Source organism: Pseudomonas sp. HMSC066A08, assembly GCF_001813025.1.
Classification (GTDB): domain Bacteria; phylum Pseudomonadota; class Gammaproteobacteria; order Pseudomonadales; family Pseudomonadaceae; genus Pseudomonas; species Pseudomonas aeruginosa.
In genome coordinates this window covers 1-24033 of sequence record NZ_KV811242.1, presented here as the reverse complement: position 1 = coordinate 24033, position 24033 = coordinate 1, and the positions used below count along the sequence as shown (strand labels likewise).

Sequence of the window (24033 nt, the reverse complement as noted above, 5' to 3'; positions counted from 1 at the left end):
CAATCAATGAAATCACTGATAGCATACAGCAGACTGTCCAAGCTGAGCGAGCGGCGACAGACGCATGGCTGATTCAAGATGCTCCGGCGATAGGTGCGCATACCGCATGGTCATCGTGATCGAGGAGTGTCCGAGGATCCGCTGTAGAGCCAGGATGTCCCCTCCCCCCAACATGTAGTCGCTGGCGAAGGTACGGCGGAGGATATGGGTCATCTGGCCCGGCGTCTGGAACCCGCAACGCTGATAGGCGCAGCGGAACGCGGCGCGGCAGGACCTGAACAGGCGGCCAGACCCAGGCATGCCACCTTGAATGTCAGCCTCTCCAACTCACCTGGGATCAGCAGGTGGCTTGTAGTGACTCATAATGCTGATGTCCCAGATTCAAGCCCCGGTGTAGCCGGCATGTTCTTCAAGGGTTAGCGCAAGCCAAACCCTTTTTCTTTGGCCTGTGCCGACTCCAGCCCCGGGACGATCCATAAACCCCATGAAACAGGGGCAGGGACGCCGGTAGATCCCGCTCCCTCTTCCCGGAAAACTTGGGAATATCCACCTCTGCAAAAATCAGAATTCCCTGACTGACGTCCCCCTTTCCCCTGTGAAGTAATGGGCGTTTCCGTCAGCCCAAGGGAGAAGTCCCCATGCAGGTGCATATCTGGAAACGCAGAGAAGGTGACATCGTCACCCTCAAGCTGGCCAGCGACGGTGACGAACACACGTTGCTCCAGCAGTTGCGCGACGAAGGTATCGAGCTGATCTTCGGGCCGAACGACAGCCAGGTCACCGAAGTCTGCGTGCGTGCACCGGCATCGCTGAGGGCGCGGATCGACTCGGATGCGATCTGAGCGGCTAGCACGTCGAGGCCGGTGCGCCAACTACCTGATCTGGATCCGACACCTCGCCCGCTGAGCCTGGAAAGACGTGGCGATCTGTGCATCAATAGCCCTCTGCCAGTATTTGCGCCTTTTCGAGTCCGGGGCTCCGCTCCGGGCTTTCCTTCGCGCTCGTTGCCACGGCGAGCGCGGTCGGACCAGGGCGCCGTTCCCGCTTCACCCGTGCCCGACGCACGCCAAGGATAGGCATCGACATGGCCCAGTTCTTCCCCGCCCGCAACGCCTGTCGCTTCGACAGCCCCGGCGAACGGCGCCTCGCCGAACGCCTGGAAAAGAAACTCGACGACGACTACCTATGCTGGTTCAACGTCCCGGTCGGCGACAACGCCCTGCATCCCGACGTGATCCTGGTCCATCCGCAGCGCGGCATGCTGGTGCTGGAGGTCAAGGACTGGAGCCTGGAGCGGATCACCTTCATGGACAAGGCGCAGGCGCGGATCCGCGACGGCGCTGGCGAGCGGACCCACAAGCATCCGCTGGAGCAGGCGCGCGAGTATACCTTCGAGGTGGTGAAAACCCTGCGCAAGGACGCCGCCCTGAAGCAGCCGGAGAGCGCCGCGCGGCCGGGCCAGCTGGTGATGCCCTTCGGCTTCGGCGTGGTGCTCAGCAACGTTACCCGCAGCCAGTTCGAACAGACCGACCTGCACGAAGTACTCGACCCGCACAAGGTGATCTTCCAGGACGAAATGACCGAGTCGGTAGACAGCGAGGCCTTCCAGCAGCGCCTGTGGGACCTGTTTCCCTACCCCTTCCACTGCCAGCTGTCGCCGGAGCAGCTGGACCGGGTGCGCTACCACTTGTTTCCCGAGGTACGGGTCAGCCAGCAGTCCGGGCAGTTCGGCCTGTTCAGCGCCAGCGAGGCGCCTCTGCCGAGCCTGATCAAGGTCATGGACCTGCAGCAGGAACAACTGGCCCGCTCCCTCGGCGACGGTCACCGGGTGATCCACGGCGTCGCCGGCAGCGGCAAGACCATGATCCTGGCCTACCGCTGCAAGCACCTGGCGGCGCTGGCGAGCAAGCCGATCCTGGTGCTCTGCTACAACCGCTCGCTGGCCGGGCGCCTCAACCAGCTGATGGTCGAGCGCGGCCTGGGTGACAAGGTAAAGGTGCGCAGCTTCCATGCCTGGTGCCGGGAATTGCTGGTCGAGCACGGTCTCGAGCTGCCCGGAGCGACGCTCTCGGTCAACGAGAAGATGGAAACCATGGTCCGCCAGGCCGTCGACGGCGCGAACGACGGACGCATTCCCGGCGCACGCTACGCGGCGGTGCTCATCGACGAAGGCCACGACTTCCAGCCCGACTGGTTCCGCCTGGCCGTGCGCATGGTCGACGGCGACAGCGGCTCGCTGCTGGTGCTCTACGACGACGCCCAGTCGATCTACCGGCCGAAGGGCGGCAGGCGCCTGGACTTCAGCTTCGCCAGCGTCGGCATCCGCGCCCAGGGCCGCACCACCATCCTGCGGACCAACTACCGCAACACCCTGGAGGTGCTCAGCGTAGCCCGCGCCTTCGCCCACGACCTGCTCGCCGCTCGCGAGGACAGCGACGATGGCGTTCCCACCCTGGCCCCGGAAAGCGCCGGCCGCCGCGGCGCCTTCCCGGAACTGATCCACTGCGCCAGCGAACGCAAGGAATGGCAGTGCCTGGTCGAACGCATCCGCGACGCCCAGGCCCACGGCCGCGCGCTCAGCGACATCGCCATCGTCTATCGCCACCACACCCAGGGCCAACGCGCCGAGCGCGCCCTGCAGGAGGCCGGCATTCCCTGCGCCTCCGGCCTCTCCACCCAGGGCCGCGCCAGCCTCTACGGCGCCAGCGATTCGGTGAAGCTGGTCAGCATGCATTCCAGCAAGGGGCTGGAGTTCGGCCTGGTGCTGATTCCAGGTCTGCACGAGATGCCCAGGACGAACGAAGACGAAAGCGACGAGGCGCGTCTGCTCTACGTGGCGATGACGCGGGCGATCGACCGTTTGGTGATGACCTATAGGGAAGGCACCGGATTCACCGGGAGGGTTGCAGAGGCGATAGGGGTCGCGCGGGGAGTGCTTGCCTGAGGGGGTAGGCGGGCTCGCGACTGGTCCAGTCGCCGGCCTTTTTCTGCCCCTCGTTTTCGGCCCGTCGTCAGGCATGCCGTCTTGTTTGGCTACCAGGCAAGGGTCGCTGAAACAGTTCGTATCATTTGATAATAATTATCAATTTGTTTAGCTTTGCCGTCGACAAAACAACAGCAAATCGGACACCCCTCATGCCCCGCTCCATTCCTTCGCGCCCGGCTCCCCTGGCGCTTTCCCTCTCCCTGTTCGCTTCGTTTTCCGCTCCCACGCTGGCTGCCGATCCGGTGGAGCAGCAGATGGTGGTGATCGGCTCGCGCGCGCCGACCAGCATCAGCGAGTTGCCCGGCACGGTCTGGGTGATCGAGCGCGAGCAACTGGACCAGCAGACCCAGGCCGGCGTGCCGCTGAAAGAGGCGTTGGGACAATTGATCCCGGGCCTGGATATCGGCTCCCAGGGTCGTACCAACAACGGCCAGAACCTGCGCGGACGCAGCGTGCTGGTGATGATCGACGGAGTGTCGCTGAACAGTTCGCGGGGCATCAGCCGGCAGTTCGATTCCATCGACCCATTCAACATCGAGCGCATCGAGGTGATGTCCGGAGCCAGCGCGGTATACGGCGGCGGCGCCACCGGCGGGATCATCAACATTGTGACCAAGAAGGGTGTCGGCGGCGACACTCGCTTCAACACCGAGCTGGGCGCCCGCAGCGGCTTCCAGAGCCATGAGGACCACGACCTGCGCGCGGCGCAGTCGATCAGCGGCGGCAACGACCTGTTCAACGGCCGCCTGGCCATCGCCTACCAGAAGAACGGCGCGGCCTACGATGGCAGTGGCGACCAGGTACTGACGGACATCACCCAGACCGACCTGCAGTACAACAGGTCGGTGGACCTGATGGGCAGCCTTGGCTTCACTTTCGCCAATGGCCACAGCCTCGATCTCGGCCTGCAGTACTACGACTCCGGCTACGACGGCGACCGCGGCCTCGATCTCGGGCGCAACTTCGAGGCCCTACGCGGACGGGCACCCTATTCGATCAAGGGCGGCGTCGACCTCGACCGCGAGCCGGAGAGCAAGCGCCATCAGTTCAACGCCACCTACCACGCGCCGGAAGTGCTGGGTCACGACCTCTACCTGCAGGCCTACTACCGCAACGAGAAGATGGCCTTCAACCCCTTCCCCACCATCCGCTACAGCAATAGCGGCGCGATCAACTACGGCACCTCCTACTATTCCGCCTCGCAGCAGGACACCGACTACTACGGGATGAAACTGGCCCTGGTGAAGACCTGGGAGCGCGCCAGCCTGACCTACGGGGTGGACCTGGACCGGGAAAAATTCACGTCCGACCAGATGCTCTTCAACCTGCCGCTCGCCGCCGCCAGCGGCGGGCTGGTAGCCAGCGAACAGGCCAAGCTGGGCCGCTACCCGGACATCGATACCGACAGCCGCGCATTCTTCCTCCAGGGCAGTTGGAAGGCCACCGACGACCTGACCCTGAGCGCCGGCGTGCGGCGCCAGTCGATGAGCACCGACGTCAGCGACTTCGTTGCGGCGAACCAGCAGATCCTCATCGCCAACGGCCTCGGCAAGACCGCCGACGCGGTTCCGGGCGGGAGCAAGGACTACGACGTCAACCTGGTCAACGTCGGCGCCATCTACAAGCTGAGCCAGCAACAACAGGTCTGGGCCAACTACAGCGAAGGCTTCGAGCTGCCGGACCCGGCCAAATACTACGGTTTCGGACGCTACGGCGCAGCCGACGGCAATGGCCACTACCCGCTGTTGCAGGGGGTCAGCGTGAACGACTCGCCGCTGGACGGGATCAAGACCAAGCAGGTCGAGCTGGGCTGGCGGCACACCGACGGTGCCCTGGATACCCAGGTGGCGGCGTTCTATTCCTGGTCGGACAAGAGCATCAAGTACGACTCGAAGACCCTGGCGGTGCTGCAGCAGGACACCAAGAAGCGCAACTACGGCCTGGAGGGCCAGGCTACCTACTGGCTGGACGATCACTGGCAGGTCGGCGTCAACGGCCTGGCCATCCGCTCCCAGGAGAAGGTCGACGGCCGCTGGCTGAAGCAGGACGTGACCTCGGCCAGCCCGTCCAAGGCCGGTGCCTTCGTCGGCTGGAAGAACGACCAGCGCAGCCTGCGCCTGCAGGGCGTGCGCACCTTCAACCTGAACGACGAGGCGGGCAACAAGATCGACGGCTACGCGCTGTTCGACCTGCTCGGCACCCAGGCGCTGCCGGTGGGCACCCTCACCGCGGGCATCCAGAACCTGCTGGACAAGGACTACACCACGGTCTGGGGACAACGCGCCCAGGTCTACTACGGCGGGCTCGCACCAGCGGGACTGTTCGACTACAAGGGACGGGGGCGGACCTACAGCCTGACGTATAGCGTGGAGTTCTGAAGCCGTCCTCGACAGTTCCCCTGTCCCTCCAGGGAGAGGGGAACGCGCGGGGAAGAGCTTCCGCCTCTCTCAGCAGCAACCGCCCAGCGGACTCAAGCGATACTGCGGCGGCAACTGGTCGAGGCCGCTGACGGTGACGTTGAGGTTCTTCCACAGGCCATCCTTGATCCCGTAGATGCAGCCATGCACGGACAGCGACTGGCCGCGGTGCCAGGCGTTCTGGACGATGCTGGTGTGGCTGACGTTGGCCACCTGCTGGATCACGTTGAGCTCGCAGAGGCGATCGACGCGCTCCTCCTCGGTCGGCAACTGCTCCAGGTGCTCGCGGTATTCGTAGGCGAGGTCGCGAATGCTGCGCAGCCAGCCGTCGATCAGGCCGAGCTGGTCGTTGTGCAGGGAGGCGCGCACGCCACCGCAGCCATAGTGGCCGGTGACCAGGATGTGCTTGACCTTGAGCACGTCGACGGCGAACTGGATCACCGACAGGCAGTTGAGGTCGGTGTGCAGCACGACGTTGGCGACGTTGCGATGGACGAACAGGTCGCCGGGCAGCATGCCGACGATTTCGTTGGCCGGCACCCGCGCGTCGGAGCAGCCGATCCAGAGGTACTCGGGGGTCTGCTGGCGGGCCAGCTTGGCGAAGAAGTCCGGGTCTTCCTGCTTGATCGCTTCGGCCCAGCGGACGTTGTTCTCGAACAGTTGCTGCAAGTCGCTCATGGCATGCCCCTCGTTTGACCGGTGCAGCACCTTACGGAAGGCGGTGCCCGTTTGACAAGCGTCACAGCGCGGCGTGGCTACGCCACCAGCGCTGCTGCGCCAGCGGCTGCATGGCGACCTGATCATGCCAACAGGCGTGCCAGGTTGCGGCGTCCTCTGCCAGGCGCGGCCAGTCGGGCTGTTCGAGGTCGGCGAAGAGTTCCCGTTCCAGCCAATCGCGGCCGCTGCGCAGGAGCCGGCGGAAGGCGCGGTCGGTGAGCGCGCGGCGGTGCACCGCCTCGAAGCGCCACCAGGGGGACTCCTGTACCGCCTCCCGCGGCTGGCTGAGCACGGCGGCGCCGGAGGCCGGATCGAAGGACAGCGGCTGGAACAGTCCCAGGCACGGCGCCGAAGTACCGGTGGCGGCCAGCAGCGGGCCGCCGTCGCGCAAGCGGGCGACCAGACTGGCGGTAGTCTGCGAGGGCCGCCAGAAGCTGCCGGCGTGCATGCATACCTGGCGGTTGTTGTGGCGGCGGAAGTGGTCCCCGCGCGGACCATGGTGGCGCAGCGCGGCGAACAGGGCGTGCCAGTCCGGCTCGCCAGGCAGACTGTCGAGGAAGCGCTGGTTGATCCGACAACGCCGGTGCGCGCCGCCGACCCAGGGTAGCAGGCGGGTGTCGAAGACCCGCGCGAAGTGGAAATCGCCGCGACCATCCCAGCAGCCCTGGCGACGTGCCTGGTCCTCGAGGTCGCGGCTGCACAGGTCGAATTCGTGGCCAAGGGTCAGGGCGTTGGAGATGGCCCAGCGCTCGACCTTCTTCGCCGCCCACAGGTTGCCGGCGGTTTCCAGCACCCAGGCCTCGCCGGAGTCGGCGATAAGGAAGCTGTTGTCGTAACGGATGCGCTTGTCGCGATAGCCGGCCGGGCCGCCCTGGCCGTAACGCTGCAACAACCCGGTGATCACCTCCAGCGCCTCGCGGGCGCTGGCGCCGCGCTCCAGACCCAGGCGCAGCAGGTCCATGCCGAGCAGCGCGGTGCCGCGCTGACGGGTCAGCTTGGTGAACACCGCTTCGTTGCCGATGGCTACACCGTGCTCGTTGACGCCCATTTCCGCGCCCCAGATCCAGCTCGGCTGGCTGATCACCAGCGCATGCCGCTGGGCGGCCTGGGGAATGTCGAGGTAAGTGGTGCGCAAGCGCGCTTCCGGATCGTTGCGCACCGCCGGCAGGCGCAGCAGACGCTGCGGTTCGGCGGGCTCGCGGTCGCTGTTCTTGGCGAACCAGGTCTGGCCCTGGTGGCGAAGGATCAGGGTGTCGCACATGGGGGGCTCCAGTCTGCGCATCCTGCCACCGGCCGCTGTCGACCTGACTTCGCACTCCCGCGAAGGGTTACCGCATGAAGGGACCTGCCTGCGGTATGCAGGCGAGAATCGGAATGCTGGTAAGGGTACGGCGGTGCCAGAAGGCCAGCCAGCTACTCCAAGTGATAGCTAGTTGCCGGCAGGGAAGCGGAGCAAGCCTCAGTCGAACAGGGTACAGGCCATGACCAGGGCGTCTTCGCGCCCGCCGACGGCGGGGTAGTAGTCGCGACGGCGGCCGATCTCGTTGAAACCGTAGCGTTCGTAGAGGCGGTAGGCGGCCTGGTTGGAAGCGCGCACTTCGAGGAAGCATTCGCGAGCCTGGTGGCCGGCCGCCTCGCGCATCAGGTGTTCGAGCAGGCGCAGACCGAGGCCACGCCCCTGGCTTTCGGGCTTCACCGTGATATTCAGCAGGTGCGCCTCGTCGAGGATGATCTGGATGACGCCATGGCCGACCTGCTGGCTACCCTCGAACATCAGCCAGCAATGGTAGTTCTTCAGGCCTTCGCTGAAGATGCCACGGGTCCAGGGGTGGCTGAAGGCGGCATATTCGATTTTCAGCACGGCATCGAGGTCCGCCTCGGTCATCGGGCGGAAGGAAATCGCATCGCTCATTGAATCTCGCTCGACCAGCGCTGACGGACACGGCGCATGGCGCGCCACAGCTCGCCCTTGAGGGCGGGTTCTTCCATGAGGGCTTCCAGGCCCGGCACGGCCCAGGTTGCGCCCAGACCGTCCACCTGCAGTTCGCGGAACAGGCTGCCCTCGTCGCCCTCGCCGGCGAAGCGGATCGCCGGCAGGCCGACCAGCCACAGGCAGCGGCTGCGCTCGCTCTCCTCCATGCGCGCGGCGACGAAGCTCTGGACGAACTCCAGGGCCGCCTGCGGCCCCTGGTCGAGGTTGCCGCGCGCCAGCAGCGGCCAGCGTACCGGTTCGCCGATCAGCCGCGGGCTGTCCGGCAGGCCGGCGGCGCGCAGCAGGTCGCGCAGCAGCAGGTAACCCGGATCGCGGCTGGCGAAGGGTTCGCCGGTGGGCAGTTCGACCAGCAGGGTGCAGGAGTCCGCCTGCAGCAGTTGCAGGGCGAAGCGCGGCGGCGGGGCCTGGGCCGCCGGCGGCTCGGCCGGGGCCTCTTCGACCGGCACGACCGGCTCGGCTTTCTTCGCCGCCGGGGCGCCCGGCTTCGGCAGGCTGATCGGGATCCCCCGGCCTTCCGCTGGCGCGGCGGGAGCCACGCTCGGCGCGCTGGCCGGCGCCTCGGCTTGCGGGACGCGAGCCTGCGGCGCATCGATCGCGGCGCGCGCGCGCACAGGCACCGCCGGCTCTTCCCGTGGCGGGGTCTCCAGCAACTCCGGCCGCGAGGGTGCGGCGAACGGCAACGGCTGGCGGGGCAGCCAACTGGTTATCTGCATCGCGCCCAGGAAGGCGCGGCGACGCTGTTCTTCGATCAAATCTCGGGCACCGGCAAATAGGCGATGCGCGGGGACGGTTTCGCCCCCGGCGTTCAGGCAGGCAATGATAGCGGTTCTTCGACCTCGGCGGAGCGGCTTTGTCCCGCCATGCGACGGTTCGCCCTCAACGCGGGGCGACGGTGAAGATATTGACGTTGCCCTGCAGCTTGAGGGTGCCGTCGATACGTGCGCTGACCAGGTTGGTCTGCACCAGCCCGGGATCGGTACCGCGCGCCTTGTTGGCGCCAGCGATGGTGAAGCGCAGGTCCTGGAAGCTGGTGTCCTTCAGGCCGACGCGCAGCACCGGGCGGTTGAAGGCGGCGCCGTCGCCGCCGAATCCATCCTTGATGGTAACGACGTCCAGGGTGACTTCGTCGAAGCTGAACTTGCCGCTGATATCGTCGATCACCAGGTAGTTGTTGCCGCTGCCGGCCGGCTGGATCGCCAGGCGCGCGCCGCAACCGCCGGCGCAGCGAGTCTGCGAAGGATTTTCCTGGAGATTGAGCGAGGCGCTGATGCTGATCCCGGCCTGGCCGACCACGTCGTCCAGATCGCTATCGCCCAGCGAGCGCAACTCGGCCCCGGCCGAAGCGCTGAACAGCAGCGCCAGCGCCGCGAGGATGCCGATGCCGCCTGCCAGTGGATGAGTCTGCTTGGCCATGTGCTGCGTACCTCGTTTCGCGCCGCCACCTCAGAGGTTGTGCGACGTCACCTTCAGGTAGTTGAAGCTGAGCCCGGATATCTCGTTGCGGCCCATGTTGTAGCCGCCGGTCGGTACCTGCCCGTAGCCTGGCCGGGTACCGCCGATGTTGAGGTTCTCGATCACCAGGCTGGTGCGCGGCGCATTGGCGTAGAAGTCGGCGGCGTTGGCCAGGGTCAGCTTGGGCAGTTCGAAAGTGAAGTTGCCGTCGGCGGTGACCGAGAACAGCAACGGCTGCGACTTCCCGTAGCCAAGCGCGACGCTGGCATAGGCGTTGGTCAGGTAGACGGTGCGCGCGGCCTGCTCGGCGGCGCTGACGCAACTGGGCGAGCCAGCACCGCAGGACATGATCTCGAAAGTCTTGGCGTAGAGGTTCAGGCGCATCTCGCCGACCAGTTGGCTGCGCGCGTTGGCACCCCAGAAGCGCAGGTAGGAACCGTCCATCGCCAGTTCGGAGAAGTCCAGGTTGAGCACATCGGTGCGCGTGGAAGTGACGCCGAAGTCGAAGCGGATGCCGGCGTCGACCTTTTCGCTGGCCCGGCTCGAGCAGTTGCTGCCGGCACCGGCGTAACCAGCGATGCACGGCTGGCCGCCGGCGCCGCTCACCAGGCTGGGGAAGGCCAGTTCGATCACGTCCGCGGTGTCCGGCAAGGTGCTGACCACCCGCCCGTCGTCGAGCTGGGTGGTCAGCACCGAACCCTTGGCCAGATTCAGCTTGAACGGGAAATTGAGACGGCCGAGAGTCACCGGCGCCAGGGTACTGCCCTTGTTGCTGCCAGTGGCGGCGACGTACAGCTCCTTTACCGTGATCGGCACGTTCTGCCCGGTGGCGGTGTTGGTCACGCCATTGATCGCGATGGTGGCCTTGTTGCCGTCGACCATGGCGCTGTCGAGGACGAAGCCGATGCCGGCACCCTGCACGTCCGACAGTTGCTCGTCGTCGAGCGCTGTCATCTCGGCATGGGCGAAGGGGGCGGCCAGCAGGGCCGCGAGCAGGCAGGCGCGACTCATCTCAGCAGCCCTTGTTCAGGCCGCCCAGGCAGGTGTCCTGCCGTGGAATGCCATTGAAGGCCTGACCGAAGTCGACCTTGATCGGCGCTGTTCCATCAGCGTTGCGCGACATGTTGAGGAAGGCACCGGCCAGCGCGGCGACCAGCTTGGAGGGATCCTGCTGGTCGCGCCACTGGACGTTCTGGCTCTGCATCGAGATGAAGAAGCCTTTCGACGAGTCGATGAAGTTCTGCGCGTTGTTCGGATCCACGGTGCCGATCGGGAACGACTGGTACTGGGCCAGGTTGAAGCAGGTCTGGGCGCCCATCAGCTTGCAGTCGTTGGAGGTGAGGAAGGGCAGCAGGACGTTCACCAGGCTACCGATGATGGTGCTGTCGTGCATGTCCAGGGCCGTGCCGTTCTTCAGGCCGATCATGGCAGCGCGGATCGGGTCGGGGTTGCCGGAGCTGTTCACCAGTTCGGCCTGGGCGGTGTATTGGGAGCTGCCGGTGAGGGTGATGGCGGTCTTCGCCGCCAGGCAGTCGAGGGCCAGCAGGCCGCAGGAAATGCTGCCGCCCAGCTGGCTGCCGGTGCCATACAGGTCCACCGGCACGTTGCCGGTGAGGGTCTTGATATCGCCCGAGAGGTAGCCCTTGGCTTCGCCGAAACCGATACGGATGCCGACCATCTTGCTGCCATCGTAGGCGAACTCGATGTAGGGATTGCTGATGAGGAACGGGTTGATCGCGCCGGTGGCGTCGTTGACCGTGCCCAGGGCGAAGTTGTCGATGGCAATGTCGGCACTGCCGGCAAGCTCGTCGCTGCGGTTGTACTGGCCCAACTGCAGCTTCTTCATGTTCAGTTGGGTCTCGATGTCGGCGCCGAAGTTGATGCGGGTGAAGTTCAGTCCGTTGGCGGCGTCGGTGGTGAGGTTGATGAAGGCCTGGCCGACCACGTCGGAAAGCTGGTCGTCGTCCAGCGACTCCATCCTCGCCTGGGCGGTAGCAGCCAGCAGACCGGCTCCGCAGAACAGCGCGCAACGCAGCAGGAAGGGCAGACGACGGGACATGGGCTCACCTCTTGTTCTTCTCGTGGCCGACGGCAGAGACACTGCGGCCTGTAGTCACTATAGAAAGCCCCGGGCGAATCGGGGCCGACCCATAGTCGAGAAAAACCGCCGAATGACGCGGTCGCCGAGCTCGGTGCAGCGGATGAGCGGTCGCTCGGCCAGGATGGATGTTACCCATCGTCACACGGGGTAACGTCAGCCCTTCACTGCTGGCGGAACAGGCCGATCAGATGGTCGGCGATGGCGCCCTTGATAGCGTTGAGGCTGAGCAGGGAGTGTGCGCTGAGCCGGGCGGGGTTGATCCGGTGCAGGTGTAGCGAGGGCATGCGCGCTTCATACTCGCGCAGGTCGCCCTTGACCAGGATCGGCAGGAACACGTCGTCGTGAGCCTGGTAACGCTGGATCAGCAGTTTCAATCCTTCCTGGAACGGCAATTCCTTCGACGCCACCAGGCGGTGCTCGCCGGGAATCTTCAGGTAGAGCCCGCGATAGCCCATGGTCTCGCCCGGCAGGATATGGATCCCGGTGGGCTCCACCGCGGCCAGCGGGATATCGTGGAAGGTGTCGTGCCAGGCCTGCTCGCTGGGCAGGATGGTGATGCCGCCATGATCACTCTCGGGAATCACGAAGCTGTAGTTGCTGTAGAGCTTCTCGACATAGGCCGAGTAGATGCACAGGCGGTTCTCGAAACGCTTGAGGAAGGCGATCGCCTCGCTGCGGTTGGTGATGGCATCCAGGTCCCAGGCAAGGTCACCCTGGTTCTGCAGTTCGGCCCAGCGGGCCTCGGCGTAGGCGGCGTCGTTCAAGAGTCGGCATTCATTTGGAATAGACAGGCCAGGGGACTTCAGCAGAAAGCGTGCCAGCCCCTGGAAGCCCCATTCCTCGGACCAGGCAGGGCAGGAAAGTCCTTACGAAGTCATAAACTGCCGCTTTTCGACACTTCAATGATAGCCAGGTGCCACCCATCGATGCCGGCCCGTACCTGCGCCGCAGACGTGCCGGCGGCCTGCATCGCACTCATCGGCGGTGTCTGCGTCGCCCGTACCTTTGCAGTACAATCGGCGCTTTTTCCACGGACCGGCCCTCCCGATGATCGACCCCCGACGCGTACTGCGTGCGCTTGCCGAACACTGGGCCCTGCTCGAGCCTCTCTGCGAGCGCTTCGATGCCGGCACCCTGAGCCTGGCGGAACTGCGCAGCCAGTTGAACACCCAGTTGCCGGAAAGCAACCCGGCGGAAATCACCGCCCTGCTCGACCAGTGGATCCGCCTGGATATCCTGGTCCCGGTGGCCAAGAGCCCCAACCGTTTCGAGCTGAACGCGCAGATCCACGACTTCCTCGCCTACCTGCGCCACGAACATCGCCTTGGTCTGTGCCTGGAGATCGAGGCCTACCTGCGCCATCTGGAGCGCCTCGCCGGGTACATCCAGGACGCCTTCGAGACCCGCGACAGCCAGGACCTGGCGCGTCAGTTGCGACTGCTCGACATGCGCGTGCGCGATGTACTGAAGAAGCTCGGCAATGACGAGCAGGCACTGATCGGCGTGGCCGAGCGGGCCAAGACCAGCGACCGGCAGATTCCCCTGGCGCAGCGCTACGCGGAGGTCCTGGCGACCTGGGACGAGTACGTCGAGCCGATGATCCAGCTGGTCAGCGCCGACGGCGCCTTCGAGCAGGGTGTACGACGGGTCGAACAGGTCCTGCTGCGCCTGCTCGGCGAACAGCAGCGCCTCGGCCATCTGGTCGACGACGACCTGGTGCTGCGCACCCACGCGCGCATCCTCGAGATGCAGACCAACGCCCAGCTGACCCTGCGCCGCGCCCGCGAATTATTGCTGCCGCTGCGCGAGGAAGCGCGCCGGCACAACGCGGTGACCCGTGGCGCCGCCCTGGCGCTGGCGGCGATCCGGCGCAAGGGCCTGGATGCCGTGCCGCAGGCGGCGATGCCGCTGTTCACCCGGCCGCAGAGCACCTTCCTCGGCACCGCCTCGCAGGTCGAGAGCTACGTCTTCGCCCTCGCCCGCTTCGAGCCGAAGCCGGCGCAGTTCCCCAAGTCCAGCGGCACGCGCAAGAGCAACGGGCCGGCGCGACCACCGCGGACCGCGCGGGAAATGATCGAGCGCTGCCAGGCGGCGCTGCCGCTGCCGGACCTCATGCAATGGCTGCTGGCCCAGGAACCGGACGGCGCCACCGACGAGTTGCTCTACTGGTTCTCCCGGCTGTCGCGCGACGCGCGCTTCCAGCGCGAACGCCTGCAACGCCGCGAGTACGAAACCACCGAACATTGCGTCAGCCTCTGCTCCTTCGCCCTGAACCCCGCCGCCAAGGACAAGGGCCAGGCCAGGGACGCAGACACCCTTTCCGCGAGCGAAACCCATGCATCTTGATCTCTCCGAACTGACCCAGCTCGCGCCGATCTTCCGCGAGCTGTTCAAGGGCTACCACATCAGCCACCGCGACCCCGAGCTGTACACCCAGCTGTCCTCGCACCAGGACCAGTACCGCGGCCTGTTCCGCGCCATGGGCTTCGAGCTGGTCTGCGACACCCGCGGCTTCTACTACTTCGTCCCGGAGCAGGTCGGCGCCCAGGTGAACAAGACCGCCCAACGCCTGGCGTTGTTCACCTTCATCCTCGTCGAGCACCTCGCCGACCAGGGCCGCGACCCGCTGTCCGTGCTGGACGGCGGCAGCATCGGCCGCGAAGAGCTGCCGCCGCTGCTGGAGAAATACCGCGACCTGTTCCTCCAGGCCGAGGTGCAGACCCAGGAAGAACTGGAAGAGAAAGTCATGCGCCGCCTGACCCAACTCGGCTTCGCCTCCGAGGACAGCGGCGTGTACCGCTTCATGCCGCCGATGCACCGTTTCCTCGACGTCTGCCTGTCGGTGCAACAGGACCGCAACCTGTCCGCCAGCCTGCACGCCGACCTGCCGTTGCAGACGCCGGTGCTGGTCGATGACGGCGAGATCGAACCGCTGATGGCCAGCGACGAAGAACTGGCCGAAGAGAGCGAGGAAGACGCCCTCGCCCGCGCCATCGCCGAAGAACACGCGCAACAGGAGGCTGACGCATGAGCCAGACCCGCTACGGCATCCGCCGCTTCGCCCTGCTCAATACCGCCGGCTACAGCCTGGGTATCTTCCCACTGGAAAACCCGCTGTCGATCTACGGCGCCAACAACCTGGGCAAGAGCGCCTCGATCAACGCCCTGCAGTTCCCGATCCTTGCCCGCCTGTCGGACATGAGCTTCGGCAAGTACAGCATGGAGCAGTCGCGGCGCTTCTACTTCGCCTCGGACACCAGCTACATCCTCCTCGAACTGATGCTGCCCCACGGTCCGCACGTGATCGGCGTGGCCGGACGCGGCCCGGGCGGCGGCTTCGGCCACCAGTTCTTCGCCTACGCTGGCGAGCTGAGCCTGGACCACTACCAGAAGAATGGTACCTGCCTGCGCCAGCGCGAGCTGTTCGCCAACCTCGAGCGCGAAGGCATCAAGGCCTACGAGGTGAAGCCGGAAGAGCTGCGCCGCCTGCTGGTTGGCGGGCACACGTCGATCCCGCTCGACCTGACCATGATCCCGCTGCGCTCCACCAGCGAGCAGAGCCTGAAGACCTTCCGCTCGCTGTTCATCAACCTGCTGCACATGCGCGAGATCACTGCGGCCAAGCTCAAGCAGTTGTTCCTCGACGCCTTCGAGCACAGCCTGCGCTCGGGTAACGTCGACTACATCGCCGCCTGCGAGGAGGCCTTCCGCGACGTGCGGCGGATGGAGCAGGACTACCAGGCGCTGGTCGCCGCCGGCCCGCTGGTGGAGGCCCTGGCCAACGGCGTGACCCAGCGCGACGTACTGCGCGGCAAGATGCACCGCCTTTCGCCGCTGCTCGACAGCCTGCTCGGCACCTGGCACGACTACGCCGGGGCGCGCCGCGAGGAACTGCTGATCCAGCACGAGCAATACCGCGCCGAGCAGGACGGCCTGCAGAACGAACAGCGTGGCGGCACCCAGGAGCTGATGCGCCTGGAGCGCGAGATCGCCGGCATCCAGCGCTGGCTCGGCGAGCTGTCGGTGCTCAAGACCCGCTTCGCCCTGGTCGACGACGCCAAGGTCCTCGAACAACAGCTGCTCGCCGCCAAGGATGCCCACGACGAACTGGCCGGCGCCCTGGCCCATTCGCGGCAGTTCTCCAGCGAAGACCTGGAAGAGCGTCTGCGCGACCTGGAAAAACGCCTGAAGAACGTCCGCCAGCAGCTCGAACACGCCGACAACAACAGCTACGCACGCCTGCGCGAGGAGTTCAGCCAGCAGGACGTGGAACGCCTGATGCGTCTGTTCAACGGCGCGCTGTTCAGCCTGCCGCTCGGCGAGAACGGGGTGAACCTGGATGACGGCGACGTCTGGGTGAAGAGCGTCGAAGCCATCCTCGACCACTTCAAGGGCGAGCATTTCGAAGCCCCAGGCCTGAGCATCGACCTGTCGCACATCGAGCCCCCGGCGTTGCAGGCCCTGGCCGACCGCGCCGCCCTGCGCGACCAGAAGGAGCGCCTGGAGAAAGAGCTGAAGCAACTCAAGACCCAGCAGAGCGTCGCCGCCGACCGCGCCGCGAGCAAGGCCCAGGCAGAGAAGCTGTACCAGGACGTGCTGGATGCGCAGAAGGCCCTGGAAGACTTCCGCCGCACCCAGACGCTGACCGCCGAGGAGCCCGAGAAGCTCGCCGAACTGGCCCAGCTGGAGGCGTCCCAGGACGAGCTCAAGCGCTCCAGCGACGCCTTCGCCGAGCGCGTCCAGCAACTCTCCGCGCGCCTGCAACTGGTGGCCCGGCAACTGGGCGACCTGGAAGCCAAGGAGCGCACCCTGGAAGATGCCCTGCGCCGCCGCCAGCTACTGCCGGCCGACCTGCCCTTCGGCACGCCGTTCATGGAGCCGGTGGACGACTCGCTGGACAACCTGCTGCCGCTGCTCAACGACTACCAGGACACCTGGCAGGCGCTGCAGCGTATCGACGGGCAGATCGAGGCGCTGTACGCCCAGGTGCGCCTGAAGGGCGTCGCCAAGTTCGATAGCGAGGACGACACCGAGCGCCGCCTGAAGCTGTTGATCAACGCCTACGCGCATCGCCAGGACGAGGCCCTGACGCTGGCCAAGGCGCGCCGCGCGGCGGTCACCGACATCGCCCGGACCCTGCGCAACATCCGCAGCGACTACGACAACCTGGAACACCAGTTGGCCCTGTTCAACCGCGAGATCAACAAGCGCCAGGTTTCCAACCTGCAGAGCTTCCGCATCGTCCTCGCGCCGAACAAGGATGCGCTCAAGCACATCGACCAGATCATCCACAGCGCCGGCCAGTACGAGGAAGGCGAGAACCTCTCGGTGTTCGACCTGACCCAGAGCGCCGAGCAGGACGCGAAGAACGAGGAGGCCAAGGAATACCTGGCCCGCCTGGTCGCCGCCAACCACAACCAGTTGGGCCTGAAGGACCTGTTCGAACTGGCCTTCGAGATCACCAAGGTCAACGGCCAGCCGATCATGCACACCGACATCGACGGCGCCGCCTCCAACGGCACCACCATGACCATCAAGGCCCTGACCAACATGTACCTGTTGCTGCACCTGATGGACCGCGAGCAGGCCGGGCGCGTGCGCCTGCCCTACTACCTGGACGAGGCGGCAGACATCGACGAGCGCAACCAGGCCGCGCTGCTGGAGACCAGCCTGCAACTGGGCTTCGTGCCGATCCTGGCGAGCGTGAAGCCGCAGGTTTCCGCACACGTGGCGATCGACCTGGAAGGCGGTAGCGGCCCGAACGGTATCTATATCGACGAAGCCGACTGGAAATACATCCGTCGCCGGGATGCCGCCGCCAGCGGCGAAACCCGCGCAGCCAGCGAGCCGGAGGAAGCCGGCGAACCGGCGTGAAGCGTCTGCCACGGCCCTGCCTGACAGGGCCGTGGACTTTTCCGATAGGCCCGAAGCTCCCACGAAGATATAATTGGTTACATTCGCATTTGTAACCCACGGGGAGAATCCATGCCTGTTCGACTTCTCAACCGTTTCCGCCACGCCGCCCTGGCGTGCCTGCTCGGTTCGCTTTCCCTCAATGCGGCGGCCGATCCCGTCACCCTTACCCTCTACAATGGCCAGCACGCCGCCACCGGTATCGCCATCGCCAAGGCCTTCCAGGACAAGACCGGCATCCAGGTGAAGATCCGCAAGGGCGGCGATGGCCAGCTCGCCAGCCAGATCACCGAGGAAGGCGCGCGCTCGCCGGCCGACGTGCTCTACACCGAGGAATCGCCACCGTTGATCCGCCTGGCCAGCGCCGGCCTGCTGGCCAAGCTGGAGCCAGAGACCCTGGCCCTGGTCGAGCCGGAGCACGCCGGCGGCAACGGCGACTGGGTCGGCATCACCGCCCGCACCCGGGTACTGGCCTACAACCCGAAGAAGATCGACGAGAAGGATCTGCCGAAGAGCCTGATGGATCTTTCCGATCCGTCCTGGTCCGGCCGCTTCGGCTTCGTGCCCACCAGTGGCGCCTTCCTCGAACAGGTCGCCGCCGTGATCAAGCTCAAGGGCCAGGAGGAGGCCGAGGATTGGCTGACCGGCCTGAAGGCCTTCGGCTCGATCTACACCAACAACGTCACCGCCATGAAAGCCGTGGAGAACGGCGAGGTCGACATGGCGCTGATCAACAATTACTACTGGTACACCCTGAAGAAGGAAAAGGGCGAGTTGAACTCGCGCCTGCACTACTTCGGCAACCAGGACCCGGGCGCGCTGGTCACCGTCTCCGGCGCCGCGGTGCTCAAGTCCAGCAAGCACCCCAAGGAAGCCCAGCAGTTCGTCGCCTTCATGCTCAGCGAGGAAGGCCAGAAGGCGATCCTCAGCCAGTCCGCCGAGTACCCGATGCGCAAGGGGATGCAGGCCGATCCGGCGCTGAAGCCGTTCGCCGAACTGGACCCACCGAAACTGACTCCGGCCGACCTGGGTGAGGCCAGCGAGGCCCTCAGCCTCGAACGCGACGTTGGCCTGAATTGATCGGCGCCGCCTCCACGACCGTGCACCTGCGCCCGGGCTCGCGCCGGCGAACGCCATTCTGGCTGCTCCTGCCGGTCCTGCTCCTCGCCCTGCTGGCCAGCCTGCCGCTGCTCTACGTCGCGGCCAAGGCCTGGGATGCCGGCTGGCACACCGCCTGGCAACTGCTCTGGCGCCCCTACGTATTCCGCTTGCTGGGCAACACCCTGTGGCTGATGTTCGGCGTGACCCTGCTCAGCGCCCTGCTCGGCCTGGCCCTGGCCTGGTGCGTGGAGCGCAGCGACCTGCCGGCGCGGCGCTTCTGGAACGTGGTGCTGTGCCTGCCGTTCGCCATCCCCGCCTTCGTCAGCAGTTTCACCTGGGTTTCGCTGAGCCCGATGTACGAAGGCCTCGGCGGCGCCATCCTGGTCATGACCATGTCCAAGTACCCGCTGGTCTACCTGCCGGTAGCGGCGACCCTGCGCGGCATCGATCCGTCCCTGGAGGAGTCGGCGCGAATGCTCGGTCTGTCGCGGCGCCAGGTGTTCCTGCGGGTCACCCTGCCGCTGCTGCGGCCTACCCTGGCCGCCACCGGGCTATTGGTGGCGCTGCATATGCTGGTGGAGTTCGGCGCGCTGTCGATCCTGCGCTACCAGACCTTCACCACAGCCATCTACCAGGAGTTCGAACTGGAGTTCAGCAACGCCACCGCGGCGATGCTCTCCTCGGTACTCCTGGCGCTGTGCTTCCTGCTGCTCTGGCTGGAGTTGCGCATGCGCGGCCGCGGCCGCCTGGTACGCACCGGCCAGGGCAGCGCGCGGCGGGCCGAGCGGGTCCGCCTGGGGTTCGGCAAGTGGCTGCTCCAGGCGCTGCTGGCGACGCTGGTGCTGGTCGGTACCGGTATTCCCCTGGTGATGCTCGGTTATTGGCTGTACGAAGGCTCCTCGGCCAGCTTCCCGCTGGTGGAAATCGCCTCGACCCTGCTTTCCTCCCTGTCGCTGGCCTTCGGCGGGGCCCTGCTCAGTTGCCTGCTGGCGCTGCCGGTAAGCATTCTGGTGGTGCGCTACCCCGGTGCCCTGGCACGCTGGACCCAGCGCCTGCCGTACCTGCTGCAAGCGTTGCCGGGACTGGTGATCGCCCTCTCGCTGGTGTACTTCTCGCTGCACTACCTGCCAGCCACCTACCAGACCACCGGCTTGCTGCTGGTCGCCTATGCCCTGCTGTTCATGCCGCTGACCCAGGCACCGATCCGCGTGGCCCTGGAAAAGGCCTCGCCGCAGTTGGAGGAAGCCGCCCGCACCCTCGGCCAGACGCCCTTGATGGCCTTCCTGCGGATCACCCTGCCGATCATCTCGCCGGCCATCGGCGCCGGCTTCGTGCTGGTGTTCCTCGACACCATGAAGGAACTGACCGCCACCCTGGTGCTAGGCCCCACCGGGCTGTCGACCCTGGCCACCTCGGTCTGGGTGCACACCGCCAACCTGGAGTACGCTGCCGCCGCACCCTACGCCGCGCTGCTGATCCTGATCTCCGGCTTGCCGGTGTACCTGCTGACCACCCGGGCGCATCTCAGCACTCACTGACACCCACTCCCCACCAGCAACGAAAACGCCGCTTACCCAGGTAAGCGGCGTTTCTTTTTGCCGGTCCGACAATCAGCGGCGGGCGGCTTCCTTCAGAGGAATCTTGGGCGCCCACTCCAGCCATTCGTCATTGGCCGAATCGAACAGGGCGAAGGTCTGCCCCGGCTTGGCGGGCTCGCCCATCTGCGCATTGTTCGGGGTGGCGAAGGCAATGCCGCCCTCCATCAGCGCCTCCATCGACTCGGTGCGTAGCGACAGGCCCTTGAACAGGCTGGCGTCGACGCCGAAGCCGCTGGCATTCCAGAAACGGCTGCCGGTACGCACCAGCGGTACGTAGCGCGGTTCGATGAGGATGCCGATCAGCACCCGGTCGGCCTGTTCGCCCAAGGCCAGGTCGACGACCTTGCCCACCGGGATCTGCCGGTAGGTCACCAGGTTGCCCGGCTTGATCGAGCCCTTGCGCGGCGCACTGAGGGTCAGCCGCAGGCCGTTTTCCCGGCCCAGCAGGTTGGGCGCTTCGGCGAGAGTCTGGAAGCGTGCCTGGCGCTCGCCCGGCGTGCTCGACGGCAGCGCCTCGATGTAGGGGCCGCTGACCAGGGTTCCGAGGTTCTCGGTACGCAGCAGGCCGAGCGCCGGACGTACCACCCAGAAGCGGGTTCCGCTGCGGGCGACGCGCTCGCCGGCGGAAGTCAGGCGGGCCTTCATCAGTACCCCGGAGAGGTCCGGGTTCAGCTCGACGCTTTCGATCTTGCCGATGTCCAGGCCCTTGAAGCGGATCGGCGTGCCTTCGCGCAGGCCGTCGGCATTGTCGATGCTCAGCTGGATCTCCACGCCACGGGCCATCGCCGCCTCCTCGCTGTCGAAGAGGGTGAAGCGACGCACCTTGGTCACGGTCGGCGCCTTCGGATCGAGGGTGTCGAAGGAAATCCCGCCGGTGATCAGGGTCTGTAGCGACTCGCTCTTCACCTGCACGCCGCTGAGGTTGCCGGTCAGGGTGATCCCGCTGGAGTTCCAGAAGCGCGTCGAGGTATTTACCAGGTGCGCGTACTCCGGCTCGATGTGCACACCCACCACCACTCGCTGGCGGTCGCGCGATAGCTGGTAGCTCTGCACGCTGCCGACGCGGACCTGGCGATAGAGGATCGGCGCGCCGATGTCGATCGAGCCGAGCTTGTCGCTGGTCAGCACCAGGTGCAGGCCGGGCGCGTCGGTGTTCAGCGGCGGCGCTTTCGGGCGGATGGTGAACTCGCGGCTCGGCGCGCCGCTCTTGGCGAAGCGCACGTCGATGTAGTTACCTTTCACCAGGGCCTCGAGGCCGGTGATGCCGGCCAGGGAGATGCTTGGCTTGACGGTCCAGAACTCGGTGCCTTCCAGCAACATGTCCTCGACCCGCGGATCCATCGCCAGATCGGCAGTGGCGCTGCTGTAGTCCTTGCCCATGTCGATCGACTTGACCAGGCCGACCTGCACGCCGTTGAACATCACCGGGGTGCGGCCCGGGTCGATACCGCTGACGTCGTTCATCTTCAGCTTCACGCGCAGACCGGCCTGGGCCGCGTCGTAGTCGTCGTACAGGCGGAACGGCTTGCTCGGATCGGTCGGCGGGCTGTCGGTGCGGTTCTCCGGGGTGGAGAAGGCGATACCGCCGGCGACCAGGGTCAGCAGCGACTCGCTGTGCACCTTGAAGCCGGACAGGCCGCCGGAAATGGAGATACCGCTGGCGTTCCAGAATCGCGTGTGCTTGCGCACCAGGTCGGCGTAGGCCGGCTCGATGTGCACCTTGATCTCGATGGTCCTCTGGTCATCGCCCAGCTGGAAGCTCTTCACCTGGCCGACCTGGATCTGTCGGTAGAACACCGGGCTGCCCTGCTCCAGGGAGCCCAGGCGATCGGCCTTGAGGGTCAGGTGCAGGCCGGGCAGCTTGTCGGAAAGGGGTGGCGGCTCCTTCAACGCGGTGAAGTAGCGTTCTTCCTTCTCGCCCTTCACCGGATCGACCGCGATGTAGACGCCGGATACCAGGGTTTCCAGGCCGGTGACGCCAGCCAGGGAAACGCGCGGCTTGACCAGCCAGAAGCGGGTGTCCTTGCTCAGGTATTCCTGGGCTTCCTTCTTGATCTCGATGGTCGCGACCACGCCCTTTATATCCTTGCTGACATGCAGGTCGGTCACCTTGCCCACCGAGATGCCCTTGTACAGCACCTCGGTCTTGTTGGCCTGGATCCCGTCGCCGCTCTCGAAGCGGACCTGGATGTCCACGCCGGCCTGGTCGAAGGCACGCCACGCCAACCAGGCACCGATGGCCAGGGCCACCAGCGGCAGCACCCAGATCGCCGACCAGTTCGAGGTCTTGTGTTTCTTCGGGCTTGGCAGATCACTCATTCTCGTCATCCAGATTGGTGTTGTCCCAGATAAGCCGGGGGTCGAACGTCACGGCGGCGAGCATGGTGAGCACCACCACGCTGGCGAAGGCGGCGGCGCCGAGGTTGGCCTCGATGCTCGCCAGGTTGCCGAAATTCACCAGCGCCACGAGGATGGCGATGACGAAGATATCGAGCATCGACCAACGCCCGATCCATTCGATGAAGCGATACATCAGGATACGCTGGCGGGCCGACATCGGCTGGTGCCGCTGTACCGAATAAAGCAGCAGGGCGATGCCCACCAGCTTGAAAGTAGGAACCAGGATACTGGCGACGAACACCACCATGGCGATGGGAAACATGTCGGCATGCACCAGTTCGACCACGCCCTCCATGATGGTGGCGGGCATTCCGCTGCCGAAGAGGTTGACCGTCATGATCGGCAACAGGTTGGCGGGTATGTAGAGGATCGCCGCGGTGATCAGCAAAGCCCAGGTGCGCGTGAGGCTGTTTGGGCGCCGGGCGTGCAGCACCGCACCGCAGCGACTGCAACGCGGATGCTCGTCCCCGTCGGCGCGATTCAACTGGTGGCACTCGCCGCACACCAGAATTCCGGCATCAAGCGCGCGCATCGTCGTCCTCGCCGCCCAGCGCTTCCCATACCTGGTGCGGCGACATGGTGACCTCCAGCCAGACCTGGGTGAACAGCAGCGCCACGAAACAGGCCAGACCGATGCCCAGGCTGAGATCGGCCATGTCGATCAGCTTGACGATGGAAACCAGGATACCCATGAGGTAGACCTCGAGCATCCCCCACTCGCGCAGATGGTGATAGCTGCGGTAGAGCAGCATGCCGATGTGACGGGCGATACCGAAACGCACGCTGATCATCACCAGCAACTGGCAGAGCAACTTGACCAACGGGATCACCATGCTGCACAGGAATACCAGGATGGCGACGCCCTGCATGCCACTGTCGTAAAGACCGAGCACTCCTGTCCAGACCGTATCGCTGCGGGTCTGGCCGAGCAGGCTGAGATTCATGATCGGCAGGAAGTTGGCTGGGATATAGAGGAATAGCGCCGTCAGAACCAGCGCGAAGCAACGGCGTTTCCATTGATGGCGATGCGCGGCCAGCTCGAAACCGCAGCGCGGACAATTGGCTTTCTCGCCCGGTCCCAGGGGTTCCCGGCGCATCAACAGATCACACTCATGGCAAGCAACCAGTTCTTCCAAGGGAAGATCCTGCAGGCCACGGACATCGGTATCGGACATGAATGAGCTCGGCTGGATTTGTCGGCTATTGTAGACGAGCGCACAGTGCAAATCGCGTCTCCCATGCCCTCGGAAGTACGCCGCCCGGCAGCTCTCGAAGTTTTTCGATTATCGTCCGCAGCGCTGCTGGCTTGCCACTTTTCCGCGCGCAAAAGCAAAACCCCCGGTCATTGCTGACCA

19 protein-coding genes and 1 pseudogene are annotated in these 24033 nt (G+C 65.7%); 8 read left to right on the top strand and 12 right to left on the bottom strand.

The annotated features are described in order from the left end of the window. Positions 1 to 12: 12 nt before the first annotated feature. Positions 13 to 338, bottom strand: a pseudogene (locus HMPREF2886_RS02480) (tyrosine-type recombinase/integrase); the annotation flags it as partial. A gap of 300 nt (positions 339 to 638) precedes the next feature. Between HMPREF2886_RS02480 and HMPREF2886_RS02475 the strand changes: the two are divergent. From HMPREF2886_RS02475 to HMPREF2886_RS02465, 3 genes are all read left to right on the top strand, one after another. Then, complete coding sequence (locus HMPREF2886_RS02475; protein ID WP_033976173.1) at positions 639 to 842, top strand: hypothetical protein; 204 nt, start codon at positions 639 to 641, stop codon at positions 840 to 842. Between the two features lie 242 nt (positions 843 to 1084). Next, positions 1085 to 2944: a DEAD/DEAH box helicase gene (locus HMPREF2886_RS02470; protein ID WP_003156877.1), complete on the top strand. Its 1860-nt coding sequence runs from the start codon at positions 1085 to 1087 to the stop codon at positions 2942 to 2944. 191 nt (positions 2945 to 3135) lie between these two features. Beyond that, positions 3136 to 5364 carry a TonB-dependent receptor gene (locus tag HMPREF2886_RS02465; protein ID WP_033976175.1) on the top strand — a complete coding sequence of 743 codons (2229 nt, stop codon included), beginning with the start codon at positions 3136 to 3138 and terminating at the stop codon, positions 5362 to 5364. A gap of 69 nt (positions 5365 to 5433) precedes the next feature. Here HMPREF2886_RS02465 and can read toward each other — a convergent pair whose 3' ends face one another. From can to HMPREF2886_RS02425, 8 genes are all read right to left on the bottom strand, one after another. Beyond that, positions 5434 to 6081: a carbonate dehydratase gene (gene can, locus HMPREF2886_RS02460; RefSeq protein ID WP_003095021.1), complete on the bottom strand. Its 648-nt coding sequence runs from the start codon at positions 6079 to 6081 to the stop codon at positions 5434 to 5436. Positions 6082 to 6142: 61 nt separating this feature from the next. Then, on the bottom strand, positions 6143 to 7381 hold the full coding sequence (locus HMPREF2886_RS02455) for a C69 family dipeptidase (protein ID WP_033976177.1): 1239 nt from the start codon (positions 7379 to 7381) through the stop codon (positions 6143 to 6145). A gap of 198 nt (positions 7382 to 7579) precedes the next feature. Beyond that, entirely contained in the window at positions 7580 to 8032 is a 453-nt protein-coding gene (gene rimI / locus HMPREF2886_RS02450) for a ribosomal protein S18-alanine N-acetyltransferase (protein WP_003095025.1), read from the bottom strand. Then, positions 8029 to 8730, bottom strand: a complete 702-nt coding sequence (locus tag HMPREF2886_RS02445) for a protein TonB (RefSeq protein ID WP_079387590.1) — start codon at positions 8728 to 8730, stop codon at positions 8029 to 8031. Before HMPREF2886_RS02445 ends, rimI begins: the two co-directional genes overlap by 4 nt. 259 nt (positions 8731 to 8989) lie before the next feature. Continuing rightward, a complete protein-coding gene (locus HMPREF2886_RS02440; protein WP_003141635.1) occupies positions 8990 to 9526 on the bottom strand; it encodes a DUF6160 family protein in 537 nt (178 codons plus the stop codon). A gap of 30 nt (positions 9527 to 9556) precedes the next feature. Next, on the bottom strand, positions 9557 to 10576 hold the full coding sequence (locus tag HMPREF2886_RS02435; RefSeq protein ID WP_003095031.1) for a hypothetical protein: 1020 nt from the start codon (positions 10574 to 10576) through the stop codon (positions 9557 to 9559). 1 nt (position 10577) lies between these two features. After that, positions 10578 to 11624 carry a DUF6160 family protein gene (locus HMPREF2886_RS02430; RefSeq protein ID WP_070746740.1) on the bottom strand — a complete coding sequence of 349 codons (1047 nt, stop codon included), beginning with the start codon at positions 11622 to 11624 and terminating at the stop codon, positions 10578 to 10580. Positions 11625 to 11827: 203 nt separating this feature from the next. After that, complete coding sequence (locus HMPREF2886_RS02425) at positions 11828 to 12430, bottom strand: hypothetical protein (protein ID WP_003095035.1); 603 nt, start codon at positions 12428 to 12430, stop codon at positions 11828 to 11830. A 283-nt stretch (positions 12431 to 12713) separates the two neighbouring features. Between HMPREF2886_RS02425 and mksB the strand changes: the two genes are divergently transcribed. The 5 genes from mksB (at position 12714) to HMPREF2886_RS02400 (ending at position 20218) form a co-directional block, all read left to right on the top strand. Continuing rightward, positions 12714 to 14012 (top strand): Mks condensin complex protein MksB, encoded by a 1299-nt coding sequence (mksB, locus tag HMPREF2886_RS02420; protein ID WP_003095037.1) that lies wholly within the window; start codon positions 12714 to 12716, stop codon positions 14010 to 14012. Continuing rightward, on the top strand, positions 14002 to 14697 hold the full coding sequence (mksE, locus tag HMPREF2886_RS02415; RefSeq protein WP_023126619.1) for an Mks condensin complex protein MksE: 696 nt from the start codon (positions 14002 to 14004) through the stop codon (positions 14695 to 14697). The genes mksB and mksE overlap by 11 nt, the downstream gene beginning before the upstream one ends. Next, on the top strand, positions 14694 to 17540 hold the full coding sequence (mksF, locus tag HMPREF2886_RS02410; RefSeq protein WP_003106141.1) for an Mks condensin complex protein MksF: 2847 nt from the start codon (positions 14694 to 14696) through the stop codon (positions 17538 to 17540). Before mksE ends, mksF begins: the two co-directional genes overlap by 4 nt. A 111-nt stretch (positions 17541 to 17651) precedes the next feature. Further along, positions 17652 to 18659 carry an iron ABC transporter substrate-binding protein gene (locus tag HMPREF2886_RS02405; protein ID WP_033976183.1) on the top strand — a complete coding sequence of 336 codons (1008 nt, stop codon included), beginning with the start codon at positions 17652 to 17654 and terminating at the stop codon, positions 18657 to 18659. A 20-nt stretch (positions 18660 to 18679) separates the two neighbouring features. Then, positions 18680 to 20218, top strand: a complete 1539-nt coding sequence (locus HMPREF2886_RS02400; protein ID WP_083318510.1) for an ABC transporter permease — start codon at positions 18680 to 18682, stop codon at positions 20216 to 20218. 72 nt (positions 20219 to 20290) lie between these two features. On the opposite strand, the gene HMPREF2886_RS02395 is transcribed toward HMPREF2886_RS02400, so the two are convergent. From HMPREF2886_RS02395 to HMPREF2886_RS02385, 3 genes are read right to left on the bottom strand one after another with little or no spacing between them, the layout of a single operon-like run. Then, entirely contained in the window at positions 20291 to 22597 is a 2307-nt protein-coding gene (locus HMPREF2886_RS02395) for a PqiB family protein (RefSeq protein ID WP_039028076.1), read from the bottom strand. Next, positions 22590 to 23210 (bottom strand): paraquat-inducible protein A, encoded by a 621-nt coding sequence (locus tag HMPREF2886_RS02390; protein ID WP_003107436.1) that lies wholly within the window; start codon positions 23208 to 23210, stop codon positions 22590 to 22592. Before HMPREF2886_RS02390 ends, HMPREF2886_RS02395 begins: the two co-directional genes overlap by 8 nt. After that, positions 23197 to 23904, bottom strand: a complete 708-nt coding sequence (locus HMPREF2886_RS02385) for a paraquat-inducible protein A (protein WP_079394969.1) — start codon at positions 23902 to 23904, stop codon at positions 23197 to 23199. Before HMPREF2886_RS02385 ends, HMPREF2886_RS02390 begins: the two co-directional genes overlap by 14 nt. Between the last annotated feature and the right edge of the window lie 129 nt (positions 23905 to 24033).

What these genes read in the sequence shown, in the direction of transcription:
- HMPREF2886_RS02475 (WP_033976173.1), top strand. Translation starts at nt 639, where the DNA reads ATGCAGGTGCATATCTGGAAACGCAGAGAAGGTGACATCGTCACCCTC.
- HMPREF2886_RS02470 (WP_003156877.1), top strand. Translation starts at nt 1,085, where the DNA reads ATGGCCCAGTTCTTCCCCGCCCGCAACGCCTGTCGCTTCGACAGCCCC.
- HMPREF2886_RS02465 (WP_033976175.1), top strand. Translation starts at nt 3,136, where the DNA reads ATGCCCCGCTCCATTCCTTCGCGCCCGGCTCCCCTGGCGCTTTCCCTC.
- can (WP_003095021.1), bottom strand. Translation starts at nt 6,081, where the DNA reads ATGAGCGACTTGCAGCAACTGTTCGAGAACAACGTCCGCTGGGCCGAA.
- HMPREF2886_RS02455 (WP_033976177.1), bottom strand. Translation starts at nt 7,381, where the DNA reads ATGTGCGACACCCTGATCCTTCGCCACCAGGGCCAGACCTGGTTCGCC.
- rimI (WP_003095025.1), bottom strand. Translation starts at nt 8,032, where the DNA reads ATGAGCGATGCGATTTCCTTCCGCCCGATGACCGAGGCGGACCTCGAT.
- HMPREF2886_RS02440 (WP_003141635.1), bottom strand. Translation starts at nt 9,526, where the DNA reads ATGGCCAAGCAGACTCATCCACTGGCAGGCGGCATCGGCATCCTCGCG.
- HMPREF2886_RS02435 (WP_003095031.1), bottom strand. Translation starts at nt 10,576, where the DNA reads ATGAGTCGCGCCTGCCTGCTCGCGGCCCTGCTGGCCGCCCCCTTCGCC.
- HMPREF2886_RS02430 (WP_070746740.1), bottom strand. Translation starts at nt 11,624, where the DNA reads ATGTCCCGTCGTCTGCCCTTCCTGCTGCGTTGCGCGCTGTTCTGCGGA.
- mksB (WP_003095037.1), top strand. Translation starts at nt 12,714, where the DNA reads ATGATCGACCCCCGACGCGTACTGCGTGCGCTTGCCGAACACTGGGCC.
- mksE (WP_023126619.1), top strand. Translation starts at nt 14,002, where the DNA reads ATGCATCTTGATCTCTCCGAACTGACCCAGCTCGCGCCGATCTTCCGC.
- mksF (WP_003106141.1), top strand. Translation starts at nt 14,694, where the DNA reads ATGAGCCAGACCCGCTACGGCATCCGCCGCTTCGCCCTGCTCAATACC.
- HMPREF2886_RS02405 (WP_033976183.1), top strand. Translation starts at nt 17,652, where the DNA reads ATGCCTGTTCGACTTCTCAACCGTTTCCGCCACGCCGCCCTGGCGTGC.
- HMPREF2886_RS02395 (WP_039028076.1), bottom strand. Translation starts at nt 22,597, where the DNA reads ATGAGTGATCTGCCAAGCCCGAAGAAACACAAGACCTCGAACTGGTCG.
- HMPREF2886_RS02390 (WP_003107436.1), bottom strand. Translation starts at nt 23,210, where the DNA reads ATGCGCGCGCTTGATGCCGGAATTCTGGTGTGCGGCGAGTGCCACCAG.